10 protein-coding genes are annotated in these 15,462 nt (G+C 49.6%); 7 read left to right on the top strand and 3 right to left on the bottom strand.

The annotated features are described in order from the left end of the window. On the top strand, window positions 1-3,770 hold a 3,770-nt coding region (locus K7P01_RS30225; protein WP_267298337.1), incomplete at its 5' end, for a LamG-like jellyroll fold domain-containing protein. A 4-nt stretch (window positions 3,771-3,774) separates the two neighbouring features. Next, window positions 3,775-4,242, top strand: a complete 468-nt coding sequence (locus K7P01_RS30220; protein WP_267298336.1) for an SMI1/KNR4 family protein — start codon at window positions 3,775-3,777, stop codon at window positions 4,240-4,242. 136 nt (window positions 4,243-4,378) lie between these two features. Here the strand turns inward: K7P01_RS30220 and K7P01_RS30215 are convergent, their stop codons facing one another. From K7P01_RS30215 to K7P01_RS30205, 3 genes are all read right to left on the bottom strand, one after another. Continuing rightward, on the bottom strand, window positions 4,379-4,741 hold the full coding sequence (locus tag K7P01_RS30215) for a DUF1987 domain-containing protein (RefSeq protein ID WP_267298335.1): 363 nt from the start codon (window positions 4,739-4,741) through the stop codon (window positions 4,379-4,381). Window positions 4,742-4,944: 203 nt separating this feature from the next. Then, complete coding sequence (locus K7P01_RS30210; protein ID WP_267298334.1) at window positions 4,945-6,249, bottom strand: hypothetical protein; 1,305 nt, start codon at window positions 6,247-6,249, stop codon at window positions 4,945-4,947. Between the two features lie 124 nt (window positions 6,250-6,373). Next, a complete protein-coding gene (locus tag K7P01_RS30205) occupies window positions 6,374-7,435 on the bottom strand; it encodes a substrate-binding domain-containing protein (RefSeq protein ID WP_267298333.1) in 1,062 nt (353 codons plus the stop codon). A 278-nt stretch (window positions 7,436-7,713) separates the two neighbouring features. Here K7P01_RS30205 and K7P01_RS30200 point away from each other — a divergent pair, with 278 nt between their 5' ends. From K7P01_RS30200 to K7P01_RS30180, 5 genes are all read left to right on the top strand, one after another. Next, window positions 7,714-11,037, top strand: coding sequence for a SusC/RagA family TonB-linked outer membrane protein (locus K7P01_RS30200; RefSeq protein ID WP_267298332.1), 3,324 nt, complete (start codon window positions 7,714-7,716; stop codon window positions 11,035-11,037). A gap of 18 nt (window positions 11,038-11,055) precedes the next feature. Next, a complete protein-coding gene (locus K7P01_RS30195) occupies window positions 11,056-12,792 on the top strand; it encodes a SusD/RagB family nutrient-binding outer membrane lipoprotein (RefSeq protein WP_267298331.1) in 1,737 nt (578 codons plus the stop codon). Between the two features lie 206 nt (window positions 12,793-12,998). Further along, window positions 12,999-14,411, top strand: coding sequence for an MBL fold metallo-hydrolase (locus tag K7P01_RS30190; protein ID WP_267298330.1), 1,413 nt, complete (start codon window positions 12,999-13,001; stop codon window positions 14,409-14,411). Window positions 14,412-14,420: 9 nt separating this feature from the next. After that, window positions 14,421-14,987, top strand: a complete 567-nt coding sequence (locus K7P01_RS30185) for a YeeE/YedE family protein (RefSeq protein WP_397311153.1) — start codon at window positions 14,421-14,423, stop codon at window positions 14,985-14,987. Further along, window positions 14,984-15,427 carry a YeeE/YedE family protein gene (locus tag K7P01_RS30180; protein WP_267298328.1) on the top strand — a complete coding sequence of 148 codons (444 nt, stop codon included), beginning with the start codon at window positions 14,984-14,986 and terminating at the stop codon, window positions 15,425-15,427. Before K7P01_RS30185 ends, K7P01_RS30180 begins: the two co-directional genes overlap by 4 nt. The last annotated feature ends 35 nt before the right edge of the window (window positions 15,428-15,462 follow it).

The raw sequence follows: 15,462 nt of genomic DNA, 5'->3' as shown, positions 1-15,462 counted from the left end.
AGTTGTCGGGCGAAATCCCGGCGTCTTTGTTTACAGCAAACTGGTCCAAGCTGACTGATCTGAACTTGAGTGATAATTATTTTACAGGGGCGTTTCCGTCGAGCATCGGCAACTGTACGTCGCTTCTTACGTTTCGGGTGATGAACAATAGGTTTACCTCCATTCCACAGGCGTTGCTGACCAGTACGAAGTTGAGTGCGATCAACCTTTCCAACAACGCGCTCACATCGATTCCCAATTTTGTCGATTATGCCAATAATAGTAAGTTGTCGATGGTGGTATCGTTGAACTACCTGGGTTATAACATGCTGGAGCCATTGGTCAATTCAACCACGGGCGCGGTCATCACGAAATCGCTGACGTATCGGCCGCAAAAGATCTTTGACCAGGTACGCCGCGTGGATGTTCCGCTTGGCAACACCTTGGAGCTACCGGCCACTACCAAAGGAACGTATGGATCGATTGTCTGGGAAAAGAAGAATACAAACGGTACATGGACGAATATCAACAGCACGAATGCTGACAACAGCCAGCAGACCTACCGGTTGCTGAATGTCACGGCTGCTGCCGCGGGTATTTACCGGTGGACGGCAACCAACACCAAGCTTACGAGTGCGACGCTGCAAAGTATAGAGATGGACGTACGAGTTGTCGAAGCGGTAAAACAAACAGGTGATCACGGTATTGCATTGTATAACGGTTTAATCTCCGCGGCGCGCTGGCGGACGACCAAAGCGCGGGGTGCCACGGGCGACGACCTGAAGGGGATGTATGTATACCAATACGATGACAAGTATCAGATAAAGGACGCCAGCTGGGCAGATGCCAACAATACGCTTAATACGTATAGCTGGGGCGGAAACCGTTTTCGTTTGACGGGTATGGAGTACGATGCGAATGGCAATATCCGGAAACTGAATCGTTACAACGATCAATCACAGCAACAGCACACGTTCCAGTATCACTATAAAGACAATACGAATCGATTGACCTCGATCGACGGATATGCGCAGGCATATGACTACGATGAAATTGGTCGTACAACCAAGGTCGACAAAGCAGAAGGTGATGATCAGTATATTGACTATGATGTGACTGGTAAGGTTATCGCGGTCTATTCAACAGTCGAGAAGCGGCCGCAAGACAAGCAGGTGGAGTATCTTTACGATGATCGCGGCTTCAGAATGGCAAAGATTAACTATAAGCTCAACCGAACAACATGGTACATACGTGACGCTGTAGGAAGTATCTTGAATGTTTATGACCAGGAAGGCACGCAAGAGTCCGTGAATAACAATCCAGCTACGAAGACCGAGATGCCTGTTTATGCCGGTAGCAAAATTGGCACCTATTATCCTGCACAGGATGGCAGCCTGGAATATGAGCTTACGGATCATTTGGGCAACGTGCGCGCATTGGTTCGGGAGGATGTGAAGACCTACACGGCGACGATGGAGGATAATGGCCAGGAAAGCATCAGCAACCCGCGTATAGAAGAAGGACAATACTTCCAAAACATCGCAGAAACAGAGCAGGTGGACGTGCATATGAACCATACAGATGCCACGGGAAATGTGCTTGTTCCTTCACGGTCGTCTTACTTATATTGGAACGATACACCGGGCACGCTGGTATCCCAGAAGTCGACGGGCCCTGCTATTGCGCTGGAAGTACAGCCGGGCGATACTGTTCGGGCGGAAGCCTATGTACGTTTTGAAGAGAAGGTGTCGTATAGCCACACGGGGATTACACTCTCGTTGTTATCGACGATGTTAGGCAATACATTTGCGTTTGCAGGTGGCGTCGACGGAGCAACGCCCATACGCGTATCGGAGTGGTTTAACGGAGCGCTATCGGCACCCGGTTTTTTGAATTATACGAATGAGAATGAGCGTCCTAATGCCTTCTTGAGCTATATTATCTTTGATGCAGACATGGTGCGTATCGGCGGATACCGCCAACCGATTCCGGTTGAGGCGGGCTTTGTTGCGGGGGAAGAAGTATTGGATAATGCACATGAGCGCGTTTCACTGCCCCAGCCGGTAATCGTACCCGCCGGCGGAAAGTATATTTATGTTTGGGTTTCGAATGAAAGCCCGGAGACACGGGTATGGTTCGATGACGTCAGCGTGACGCATACCACAAGCTACGTTTCACAAGCAACGGACTATGGTGCGTGGGGAGATGTACTGCGTACCGTTTCTACAGAGCCTGCACCGGCTGCGTTACTGCGGAAAAACCTGAAAGGGCAGTATGCGTTTTCAGGTAATGCACAGGATCAAAGTGGCAACGGCCTGAACGGCACGGTGAGCGGAGCGGTACTCACAACCGGTGTTGATGGCGAGGCGAACAAGGCCTACAGCTTTAATGGTGTGAACAGCTATGTCAAACTAGAGGGATCTGCGGAAAAGCTGTCGTTTGTGCAAAATACGGGTGTGTTCACGATCGCTGCATATATCAAGCTAAACGATCTCAATGCCAGGAGTGCGATCGTGTCGAGCATCACGAGCACCAGTCAGAAGGGATTTGCGTTTGTGTTTGATACCTTCGGTGGTGACTACGGCACGCATGCTTTGCGCTTCAGCTCGACGCGCGGCGACGGCTCATCGCTGAATTTGGGTACTGGCACGAACTACGCCATCAACGATACGGAGTGGCACCACGTAGCAGTTGTGGGCGACGGCAGCACATTCCGTTTTTATATCGACGGCCAGCCAGATGGCTATGCGACAGCGTTTAACTCGTTCAGTTCGGGAACGTCGGTGGGTGATGTGCTTATTGGTGCATCGCGGACTACGGCGACGAATATTCAGTTGCCGATGAATGGATCGATCGATGAAGTGCATATCTTTGATAAGGCGCTGAGCGGCTCGGAGATCAGGTTATTGGCGGAAGGTGCTTCCCCTGAGCAGATTGACCAAGTGCTGCAGCCTGTTAACCGTGGGTATCGATATCAGTATCAGGGGCAGTATGCTGAGAAGGATGATGAGACGGGATGGAGCCATTTTGAGTTGAGAGAATATGACCCTATCATTGGACGATGGCTGGTGCCAGATCCAATGGGACAACATTGGAGTCCCTATATGGCGATGGGCAACACTCCTGTAAGCAACATAGATCCCGATGGTGGAAGAGATTCCGGACCTGGTGACGAGTGTCCCGAGTGTGCTGGCATGGGTGTTATGTTAGACGGATATGTTGTAGAATCCAAATTCGAAGGTCGCCGGGATGGCTCGCTGGCGGGATTGAGCTTTGGGGATTTTGGAAACGACAACAGTTTTTATCAATATGATCAAGCCGGTAGTATCTATCAAACGTTTAATCTTATTGAAGGCCATGTGACGTATAAATATTCCGATGGGAATTGGTCGCTTTACCGGGATGAGAAGCATTTAGCGAATGCTTATACGGCAAATATGGTTAATGCCGCGGACGCTATTGAATTATTCTATGCTACTACAATTGGTATATCGATGGCGGGTTTTGGCCCCGCATTGCAAAATACTTCCTTGTCAGCTGGAAGGGTAACTTACACGTTTAAGGATATTCAGACAATGTCTGGGGCGTATGCAGCTGAAATGAGAGCTTTTTTTAGTTCGGGGGGTAGATTGGTGCCAACTAAGGATGCACTTATAGCTTATAGAGAGCTTGCGCACCGCATACTAACGCAAACCGGAGGAGCTCCGGCTACAAAGTTGAGCGAGACAGCGCTCAAGGTTCAGGCAGAGAGACTGGATCTTGTAACTAAAATTCTAAATGCTTTGAAATAATAAGATGGTTCAACTCGATCAAATAAAAACGAAGTGGTACCTTGAGCATGGGAGATCAATATCTGGTGCGACAGACGAGGAGATATCGTTGTTTCAGCAAAAAAATAATGTTTTACTTCCTAGTGATTTGATATCTTATTTTAGGCTTTTGAATGGTACCCGAGAACCTCTAGACAGTTTATTTGAATTTTTTTCTATAAGTAGAGTTAAAAGTATATTTGATGAATATCAAGATTGGGAAGGGATTCCTCCCTATCGTGAATTATTGAATAAAATTGAGGACAGCAGAACATTATTCGTTTTTGCTAATTATAGCTTTCATCTTTTTTCTTACGCGATCAGGCTGGATCCCGAGAACTTGTTAAAGAATGAGGTTTTTATCTTATGTGGAGGAGACTTCAGAATGATTTCAGATTCTTTTACGGAATTCATGGATTTGTATTTAGCTGATTCGGCTACACTCTATTTTTGACGACCATAAGTTGTAAGATCAATCTGTTTTTAAATAGCGGATATATACCTGGCTGTCCTTACAAATCAGACGTCTACTGGTTGTAGTCTGGTGGACTCGGACTGTTAAGTCCAAGTGGAACTTTAGAAAGCCCAAATCACAATTCCTTGAATAAAAATTTCATCTCCAACTCCTCCTCAAACTCCTGTCCGGCCTCGAGAATATCGTCATCATCTTTATGATAACACCACTCCACTTGCACACCGGGAATATTCTTTAGCACATCAAAGATGTTGTAGATAATCTTTGATGTAGAAGAGTTGAAGTACTTAAACTTAAATGAGAACAACGTGGTGGGGTTGGGATCCTGGGCATATTGCTCGAGCCATTCCATGACCGGATTATAAAAGGCCTCAGTGTCTTCCAGGATGGAGCGGCCAGAGAGTTCGAATACGCCGTCGCGTTTGTTGAGCATGACTTTGGGCGTGTCGTGTGTAGCTTCCAGGTAGAGTATTTTCATGGGGCTTGTTTTTGCCTGTGAAGAAATGCTGGTTGATGGCATTGTTGTGGGCGTTGGTTCGGCAAAGTAATACGGAAAGGGGAGGAGAAACAATCCGGTTTGACGGGTGAATGTTTTTAATATGTTGATTATTAGGTAATTAGTTGTTGTGTGGTTCCGATAACCGGTGGAATTGTTCTGTTAATTGGAGTTACGGGTGCCGTTTATTTCGTGAGTCGGTAGGAGAGAAGGAAGGCAACTTTTGACAGGCGTGCGCCCATACCGATGTAGCTGATCATGCCCTGGGTTCTTTCATAGCGGGTTTCGAAGGCATAGCGCTGGTAACGGGCGCCCAGACCGCCGAGAAAGCCCAGTTCATACGACTCGACGCCGTTATCGAATGCTTTGCTTTCGGTCATAGTGGTGGTGCCGGAAATTTTCCGCACATCTGTCTGGCGGTCCGATCCGCTTAGCATGATGCCGTTGGAGATACCTGCATTGGCAAACAGATATACTTTGCCTACCGGGTATTTAAAGCGAACCATGGTATTGAGTTTTAAATAGGAATACTCCAGGTTGATGCGCGTGTACAGGTGGCTGAAGTCGGTGGGAATCTGTGTATAATTAGTCGTCTCCGACTCAAAGGACGTATAGACCAACTCATTATTCAACGACCACTTGCGGTTATTCCGGGCTCGCACGATGTCGAGAAAAAGGCCGCCCGTAAATGTGAAATCGTTGGAAAAGGAAGCCGGGGCAAACGGCGAATAGCGCGTTCCGTCAGCCACTTTGAACTTGATCGAGGTCAGGACGCCACCTGCGAGTACGCCGAATTCCAGAAGCTGTTTGTCCGGCTTTTTCTCGTATGCCGGCGTTGCCGTTGTACATTGGTAATATGTACGGAAAAGCCGTTCCAGGTTAGCCCCGCCATAGCGTAGACCGTGCATCTTTTTTTGAATGGAGGGACACTCCTGCAGATATACGGCTAACTGGCGAACATACCGATTGTTGGAGGCGACAAAATCTTGCGTGTTCTGCCGGGAATCTGTTGTTTTCTTGCGGAGATATTTTTTATAGATCAGCAATTCCCATTGACCATTATTCCGGATGTAAAGCTGCTCATTTTTCCCACTTTGATTGGAAGTATGATATAGGAATAAGCTTTTCTCACCTGTGATCAGGGCCCGGATAAATGCTGTATCGGATACCAGCTGGGGCTCGGGGTTTTCCGAGAGCTCACCCACGGACGTGGGACTAACATCGATCTGTACGATTGCACTTTCGTACACGTCGCCGGCAACACCAAACGCACGTATTTCCAATGGTTTATAGGTATGGTCTACACCTTGCGTGGACGGGCGAAACGAGATCGTCCCGGGGTTATGCAGCCAATTGCGGTAGTCGATTGATCCCCGGACCGTATCACCTTGTGATGAAACAACATACCCCGGGCGATAGTCTACCTGGGCAGACACGTTAATCAGGCCGGCGTACACGAGTAGTCCTACGGTTAATAATAAGCGATTCACGGGTAGATATTAATGAGTTAAGATCAGGCACAAAAGTAAGTGGTTTGTCTGTAAACCCAGGCCTGCTTATAAATATAAAAGCCGGGCGTGTGCCCGGCTGTATTAGTGTCTGATCAGCATGGGCTTAGCGCCCTGTGTGGAGGTATGATTTCAGGTTTTGGCGGCTGATGATTTCCAGGGGGAAGAGGTAGGTTGGGAGGGCGTCTTTTTTAAAGAGCAAGTGATTGGCGAGCTGGCTGATGGCGATGAAGGCCTGGCGCTTAGAGTTCTGGTTGATGAGGAAATCGATAATGCCATTCTCCAAATAATGCAAGTTTTCTTTGAGCAAGTCGTACGCTACGAAACGTACGCCGTTCTTGCCTTTCTTTTCGATGAGGCGTGATACGATGAAGGCGCCTTTGGAAGTAGTTACCAGGATGCCGCGCAGGGAGGCGTCGCTGAGTAAATCGTTGAGCTCTTTTTCAAGGGAGGGCTCGTGCGTGTGGTTAAGGTCGCGGCTGATGACTTTAAAGCCGCCGCCGTTTTGTTCGGCGAAGTACTCTTTAAAGCCTTTTTCCTTTTCATTTAAGTGAAGGGAGTTGTGCACGTCGTCGTATACGTGCAGGATAGCATAGGTTCCGGGTTGGGTATTGCTGAGGTGAAGCAACTCGGCGCCCAGGCGCCCGCTTTGGTTCAAATCGTGACCAATGAAGCTGAGCGAGCCGCCTTCTTCGATGGTGTTGTTGACTACGACGAAAGGGATGTTTTGTTCTCCGCAGGTGCGGAAGAAATTTAACGCTTCCTGATGAAAGATTGGGGCGGTGAGCACGGCATCGGGCGGTGTCTCGAGCAGGTTTTGTGCCTGTGAAGCGAAGGACGCTTTATTATAAAGATCGAAGTGGTATGGACGGATCTCCACGCCATATTGGGTCCACTCGTCTTCGGCTTGTTTGACGCCTTCGGCGGATTGTTCCCAGTATTCATCCTGTGCAGGGTTGGGCATTAGCGCGGCGATGCGGAAGGTTTTATTTGATCCCAGCGTGCGCGCCAGGAGGTTGGGCTTGTATCCTGTTTTTTCCAGGATGGCCATAATCTTTTTGTAAGAGTCTTCGGCTACTTCCCCTCGGTTATGGATAACGCGGTCTACTGTGCCAACGGATACCTGTGCCATTTCGGCGATGTCCTTAATTCTGATCTTCTTGTTCATGGTTTTGGGTGACGAATAATACAGCTAATAATAATAACTAAAAATACATTTTTTATCTCCGGCTTTTGACCGGTCATGTACACAGCAGGGGTGTTTCCGCCCACATGCTAAAATTTAGCTCGTTTGCGTACACGACAGTTCCGTGTGCGCAAACGAAAATAAGTTTTTCTTGCAGATCATCAAAACCCTTTCTACCTTTTGTCAAAATTTGGAATGGCCAACGGAAATTTGCCGGGAAACCATGCCGAACGAAATTTATTAACCTAAATCTATTTTGCATGCAGAGACGTTTACCAGTTCTTTCAGCGGTATTGGTATTGCTTACGGCCTTTTCGGCCTTTGGGCAGTCCATTACTGGCCGTGTTACATCGGCACAAGACAATTCGCCCCTACCCGGGGTTTCGGTGGTCGTAAAAGGGACCACCATCGGCACGACGACGGATGCCGAGGGTAACTATTCCATCGCGATCGGGAACAGTGCCAACGCTGTTCTCTCGTTTTCTTTTATCGGGTTTACGCAACAGGAAGTGGCCGTAGGGTCACGCACGACTGTTGACGTTGCCCTCGTAGACGATATCTCCGAGCTTACCGAAGTGGTTGTAACCGCCATGGGTTACGAACAAGACAAGGGAAGCCTGGGATATGCGGTGACGAAGGTTAAAGGCGAGGATATGACCACTGCGGGGATTACGCAAAACCCGCTGACGGCAATGTATGGCCGTGCCGCAGGCGTGCAGATTTCGCAAGGCGCTGCCGGTCCGACAGGTGGTATAAATATTAAGGTACGTGGTGCCGCGTCCTTCAATACGACGGCGAATCTTCGTCCGTTGTTTGTGGTGGATGGTGTGATCATCCGCGACCAGGCTACATCGATGGAATCGCGTGGATACGATCCGTTGAATTCGTTCGACTACGGTTCGGGTATCAACGATCTGAACCCCGCCGACATTGAGAGCATGGAAATCCTGAGTGGTGCGAAAGCTTCCGTTCTGTACGGTAGCCAAGGTGCCAACGGTGTCGTGTTGATTACGACCAAAAAAGGTAAGAATACGCGTGGCCTTGGTGTGCAAATGAGCTATCAGCACACGTTTGAAGATCCACACTCCTATATCGATTTTCAGAATGAGTTCGGCTCTGGTACGAATCAGTATTCGATGGACTCTGTCGAAGTCGAAGGTACAAAATATAGAAGGCTGGTAGCAAGCCGCTTCAACTTTGGACCGAAGTTCGACGGAACACCGATACGTCTCTTTGATGGGACTACCGCTCCGTATCAATCGTATAAAGACAACTTCGATCAGCTGTTCAGAAATGGCAAGTCTGACAACTTCTCCCTGGCGATTGCCGGTAACAGCGATTTCGGCAACATGCGTCTGGCATATTCCCGCGATCAGTATTCCGGTATCATGAACAACTTCGAACGGACGCGTAATACGATCAATGTCAATGGTCAGATCCGTGCCTCGAAAGCCGCGCTCTTCGAAGTGAATACGAGCTTGAACTCCATCAAAACCATGAACCGTCTCCCCAATATCCAGGACGTTGTAGCATGGGGATTTAATAACGATTACCCGGTAAGCATGCTGAAATCGTATTACCTTGACTCTACGGGTTACAGAAGAAATGGCCAGGAGATCGAAGACCTGGGGTTAGCCGGTACTTTTGTTCCACGATTGTTCAACGTGTTGTGGGAGCAAAACCAAAACCGTGACATCGATACAAAAACGCACTTGATCGGTTCTGTAAAATCGACCGTCAATATCAATAGCTGGTTGTCGTGGGTAGTATTTGCCGGTCTGGATTACACGGATACAAACTTCGAGACCAAAAACAGTGTTTCACAAGTTATCCCGACTATTCAGGGTGGACGCTATCGTTATACGCGCACGAACTCGCAAGCACAGACATACAACTCGTTCCTGAATTTCGATAAGTCTTTTGTTGGCGATCGCTTGAATGTGTTTGCTTTTGCCGGCGGTCAGTATCAGCGGTTTACAGACAACTCGATATATGCAGGAACAGACGAGTCGGGGCTGATGTTCCCGGGGTGGTATTCATTAGACAACGCCAAAACCTGGCCGAGTGCCGCCAACAAAGGCATGGTGAGCAACTTCACGCGCGGCTCAAATGTGCTGTACAGCTTGATGGGATCGACTACGCTTTCTTGGGATAATGAATATTACCTGGAGCTTTCCGGTCGTAACGACTGGGACTCTACGTTGCCTCCCGGCAACAATAGCTACTTTTATCCTGGTGCGGCCCTTACCTGGAAATTCAGCGAGCGGTTTAAAATTCCGTACCTGCAATTTGGTAACCTCCGCGCTTCGTGGGCAGACGTAGGTCGTGGTACATCGCGCTATTTCCTGTACAACTCCTATAACGTAGCGACCTTGCCGAACACAAACGCGATCAGCATTCAAAGCCCGGAAGATCTATTCCTGGGTGATCTTGGAAAAGAATATAAGCCTGAACGTAAACGTGAGATCGAGCTCGGCTTTAATACCCGCTTCTTTACCGGAAGCCGTGTGGAAGTTGACTTCTCGTTCTATTCGAATAAGGTTTACAACCAAATCATGGCGGTTCCGATTTCATCGGTATCCGGTGGAAAGAACATCCGCATTAATGCCGGTGAGCTGGCTAACCACGGCTATGAGTTAATGTTGAAGGGGACGCCGGTACTGACACCCCGAGTGAAGTGGGACGTTACATTCACGGCGGCGCGTCAGCAGTCTGAAGTTGTAGACCTGTATCCGGGCATTAACAAGGTGACGCTGGCGGCAAGTAGCAACGCTGGTATCGGTTACCTGGTTGTTGCGGAAAAGGGCGGTCGTTTTGGAGACATTCAAATGCGCGACTACTTGAAGGCTCCGGATGGCCAGCGCGTAATAGGCGCCAATGGGTTGTACCAGTTGGACGACAGAGAGCTGACTACTGTAGGCAACGTTAATCCGAAAGCTTTCGGTGGTATGTTCAGTGATGTTTACTACAAAGGATTTAACTTCCACGTTGGTTTGGATTATAAGTTCGGTGGAACGATCGTATCGTACTCGAACTATTATCTGAAAGGCGCCGGCCTGTCAGAAAGTTCGTTGGAGTTTCGTGACCAGGCGCACGGAGGCATTGCCTATTACATCACCGATAGCGGTGAGCGTGTGCGAATGGACCACAACGAAACGGCGCCTGCCGCTTCGGCCGATGGTCGGGTATACCACGACGGTTTGATACTCCCCGGCGTTCAACAGAAGACCGGTGTTGACGGTGAGATCACGTATGCGAAGAATGAGCAGATCCTATCGGCGTACGAGTACTACAGCACGCTGATGCACGATACCGGCGAAGGTTTCCAACCGGACAATGTGTATAAGAATGACTATATCAAAGTACGTGAGCTTTCACTCTCGTACACGATACCTCAGTCATGGGTGGAAAAAGTGAAGCTGCAAAAAGTAACTGTTACAGCCTTCGCACGGAACCTTTTCTATCTATATAAAACACTTCCGAATCTTGATGCCGAAAGCGCGTTGGGTGGTAGCTCGTACTATGAGTATTCGTTCCTCCCGACTGTACGCTCTTATGGTTTTGGCGTAAATGCAAGTTTCTAATAGTTTAAAGACAAAGAGATGAAAATATTACGATTATCGATACTCGCGTGCATCATGGTTCTCGCTTCGTGTGAGGATGTGCTCGAAAACGAGTTTAAAAATCCGGATAAGTTTGGCAACGTAGAAGGGGCCATTCCCGGGATGTTTACGGCCATGCTTAATCAGGGGACATTTTATATCAAAGATTACGGCGAATGGTGGAATCAGTTGACAAATGGTACAGGTATTGTAGCGTATTCTCAGATTTCCGAGCGTTATGTAACCGATCGTTATACCTGGTTCAAAGAATATCACGATGTAACCAATGGCAACGGGTTTGACGATACGCACGTGCGTAACTGGTTTGAAAATTTCTACGTGAAGCTAAAAAACTGGGCGTTTATTCGTGATAACGTAGCGCTGCTGGAAGGCGAGCAACAAGTCAATGCCAAAGTATACTATGACCTGGCGACGATTATGAAAGACTGGGCAGCGTTGCGTAATGTCGACTTGTTTAATAGTATTCCATACTTTGAAGCCTTCCGCGGCTCAGAGGGGTTTTTTACGGCGAAATATGACGATCCGAAATTAATCTACCGCAATATTCTGGACGAGCTGAAAGAGATTTCAGAACGCCTTCCTGCAGAGCACGCTGCCATGTCGTCTGCGGCGAAAGCAGAGCTTACCAATCAGGATATAGCCCTGAAAGGAAATGTCGAACAGTGGATACAATATGCAAATGCTATTCGCCTGCGTGCGGCTGTGCGTCTTGCCGGCGTTGACCGCGATTTTGCAGTAGCGCACATCACAGATATAATTGCGAAAGGAAGTTTGCCGACAGTAGACCTGCAATGGCAGATCCCGGTGGTAGATCCCCCGAATGCCGGTGGCCTCTGGATGCGCGGTTTGTACGAAGCGAGCTATGCGACCTTTATCCCGAAGGTGATGCTGAACGCTATGATGGGCAAGAAAAATAACAAAGTAGATTCAGTATACGAGGTGGGAGTGGATGATCCGCGCCTGCCGGTGATTGCAATGCCTACCAAGTACAAAGACTACCGCCCGGTAACCATGGATGCCGATTGGCAAAAGGCGGGCTATTTAGCCACCGAAAAGTACTACGGAACCCAGACCGCTACGCCGCTGAGCAGCTTCCTGGAACAAAACTCCAAGTCGATGTATAGCCACGTTACATTTATGTATAACAAATTCCCGGCATATATGATGTCGTTGGCGGAAGTAGACCTGTTGTTGGCAGAAGCTGTTCTGAAAGGCCTGGCCACTACGGGCAAGAGCGCTGGCGAACACATGTATGATGCCGTGATCCACTCGACAGACTATTGGTATTACATCAACAGCTTAAGCACCTATGCCGACAACGTGGCAGATGCTGGATTTAAAAACCTGCTGAAACCTGCCAAGCCGGATGCCGCAAGCATTGCTGCGTATGCCAATACGATCAAAACGAATTTTGAGGCAGCAGTCGACGAGGAAGCTAAGATGGAAATCTTGATGCTCCAAAAATATGTGCACATCAATATGGTAGAGCCCTATGAGCTGTTCACCGATCTTCGTAGAACGCGCCATCCGAAGCTCGAGCCATTCAAGCTCGGTAACATTGTCATGACGCCACAGCCGGAACGCCTGCGCTACCCGACATCTGAGTTTGAGACCAACACAGAGAATTACCTCGAAGTAGCAGGCCAAGATAACTTCACGACTCCCGTGTTCTGGGTGCCGGCGAATAAGATCAACGAATCGTATTATCAGCAGTAAAACTTACGTTTTTTGTATACAAAAGGGCCGCTGAATAGCGGCCTTTTTTCATAGTAGAGGTCAATGTATACCGACTACATAGATATACTGCGTGGAACCAACGTTGCCATTCTACGGTTTTAACCCTTAAAAATGGTCCTCCGTAAATCGAACAAACGGTTATCTTTGTGACCGAGACCAAACGCACAACGCTAACGAGTACATCTATGCGGGTAGAGCAAATTTATACCGGTTGCCTGGCACAGGGCGCATATTACATTGAATCGGCTGGTGAGGCCGTGATTATCGACCCCTTGCGCGAAGTGGGGCCATATCTGGAAAAGGCGCGCCGTAACAAGGCTACCATTCGCTACGTGCTGGAAACGCACTTTCACGCTGATTTTGTTTCGGGCCACCTGGACCTGGCTGCCAAGTCCGGCGCCCGTATTGTCTATGGCCCCACGGCCAAACCCAGCTTTGACGCTCATATCGCCCACGACGGTGAAGAACTGAAGGTGGGGGAGGTGACGATCAAGGTATTGCATACGCCGGGCCACACGCTGGAGTCGACCACGTATTTGCTGCGCGACGCGCAAGGCAAGGACTACGCGATCTTTAGCGGCGACACTTTGTTCCTCGGCGATGTGGGACGTCCCGACCTGGCCCAAAAAGCAGCACACCTGTCGCAGGAAGACCTGGCCGGAATGCTATTCGACTCGCTGCGCACCAAGCTCATGCCCCTGGCAGACGACGTGATTGTATATCCCGCGCACGGGGCCGGTTCTGCCTGTGGCAAACATATGATGAAAGAAACGGTTGATACGCTGGGCAACCAGAAAAAGATCAACTATGCGTTGCGTGCCGACATGACACGCGACGAATTTATCCGCGAGGTAACGGATGGGCTGCTGCCGCCCCCGGCATATTTCCCCGAGAACGTGAAGCTCAACAAGGAGGGCTACGAAAGCATTGACGCCGTGATGCAGAAGGGCACACGCGCCCTGACCGCGGAAGAGTTTGAGTTGGCAGCCAATGAAACGGGTGCACTGGTGCTCGATACGCGCAGTCCACAAGAGTTTGCCAAAGGCTATATTCCCAACGCTATCAATATTGGCATCGACGGCAGCTTTGCCCCCTGGGTGGGTGCGCTGGTGCCGGGTGTTATGCACCCGCTCCTGATTGTGGCCGACAGCGGTCGCGAAGAAGAGATCGTGATGCGGCTGGCACGCGTGGGGTATGATAACACGTTGGGTTATCTGCAAGGCGGTGTTGCGGCGTGGAAAGAGGCCGGTAAGGAGGTTGAGAAGATCAAGTCGATTTCGGCTACCGAGTTTGAGAAACGTTTTCAGGCAAATGCGCTGGCTGTATTCGACGTGCGCAAGCCGGGCGAGTTCGAGGCCGAGCATGTCGACGGCGCGGTCAATACGCCGCTTGATTTCCTGAACGATCACCTGGCTTCTATTCCCAAAGAAGGCGATGTATACTTGCACTGCGCAGGCGGCTACCGTTCAATGGTGGCAGCGTCTATTCTGAAGGCGCGGGGTTGGGATAACATCGTTGACGTGGACGGTGGCTTTAAAGCGATTGCCGCTACGTCTATTCCGCGGACGAATTTTACGTGCAGCAGTAAGAAGGCTTAAGTGGACTTCCTGTTAGAAATATTATCGCGTCCCTGGCCCTGGTATGTGGCGGGGCCGTTGATTGGATTAACAGTACCCTTGTTATTATTACTGGGGAACAAACCCTTTGGCATTTCGTCCAACCTTCGTCATGTATGCGCAGCCTGTATACCGGCGCGTATTCCTTTTTTTCAATACGACTGGCGTAAGGAATCCTGGAACTTGTTTTTTGCCGGCGGCATTTTTATCGGTGGAATACTCGCGGGCACGTTGCTGCGCAATCCCGAGCCGGTGCAGATGAATCCGGCATTGACTGCGGAGCTGGCTTCCTATGGGGTGCAAGATACCAGCCACCTCATGCCGGTGGAGCTGTTCAACTTTCATGCATTGCTGACGCTGCGCGGTTTTATACTGATGATCGCAGGCGGTTTTCTGGTAGGTTTCGGCACACGTTATGCCGGTGGCTGTACGTCGGGGCATGCGATCATGGGCATCTCATCGTTGCAATGGCCGTCAGTCGTCGCGACGTGTTGTTTTATGGCGGGTGGTTTTATTATGGCCAATTTGGTGTTACCCTATATTTTGCGCCTGCTATGACGAACGCGGGCGCTACACGCGTGGCCTTCTGGCCGAATGTCAAGTTCCTGCTGGCGGGTATATTCTTTGGTATCCTGCTGGTGAAGGCGGAGGTAATCTCGTGGTTTCGTATCCAGGAGATGTTTCGGTTGCAGTCATTTCACATGTACGGCGTCATTGGCTCCGCCGTGGTGACGGGGATGGTGTCGTTGTGGTTGATCCGCATATTGAAGATCCGTACGCTTGATGGCGAGGAGGTTGTGGTGCGCCCCAAGAAGTTCACCTGGGGCAATGTGTACGGTGGTCTGTTGTTTGGACTAGGCTGGGCGTTGACGGGTGCTTGTCCCGGACCGTTGTTTGCGCAGATCGGTACCGGAGCCGTTGTGGTGATCGTCACGTTGCTCAGCGCCATTGCCGGCACGTGGTGCTATGGGCTTATCCGCGATAAGCTGCCGCACTAGAATTTATCATGGGATACGCTTCAGGTAGGTGAATT

It is taken from the genome of Parachryseolinea silvisoli (assembly GCF_021190955.1).
GTDB classification, from domain to species: Bacteria; Bacteroidota; Bacteroidia; order Cytophagales; family Cyclobacteriaceae; genus Ohtaekwangia; species Ohtaekwangia silvisoli.
The sequence above is the reverse complement of the archived record's forward strand: the minus strand, read 5'-3'. Positions and strand labels throughout refer to the sequence as shown.

What these genes read in the sequence shown, in the direction of transcription:
- K7P01_RS30190 (WP_267298330.1), top strand. Translation starts at nt 12,999, where the DNA reads ATGCGGGTAGAGCAAATTTATACCGGTTGCCTGGCACAGGGCGCATAT.
- K7P01_RS30180 (WP_267298328.1), top strand. Translation starts at nt 14,984, where the DNA reads ATGACGAACGCGGGCGCTACACGCGTGGCCTTCTGGCCGAATGTCAAG.
- K7P01_RS30215 (WP_267298335.1), bottom strand. Translation starts at nt 4,741, where the DNA reads ATGAAAATACTCTACCTGGAAGCTACACACGACACGCCCAAAGTCATG.
- K7P01_RS30205 (WP_267298333.1), bottom strand. Translation starts at nt 7,435, where the DNA reads ATGAACAAGAAGATCAGAATTAAGGACATCGCCGAAATGGCACAGGTA.
- K7P01_RS30220 (WP_267298336.1), top strand. Translation starts at nt 3,775, where the DNA reads ATGGTTCAACTCGATCAAATAAAAACGAAGTGGTACCTTGAGCATGGG.
- K7P01_RS30200 (WP_267298332.1), top strand. Translation starts at nt 7,714, where the DNA reads ATGCAGAGACGTTTACCAGTTCTTTCAGCGGTATTGGTATTGCTTACG.
- K7P01_RS30195 (WP_267298331.1), top strand. Translation starts at nt 11,056, where the DNA reads ATGAAAATATTACGATTATCGATACTCGCGTGCATCATGGTTCTCGCT.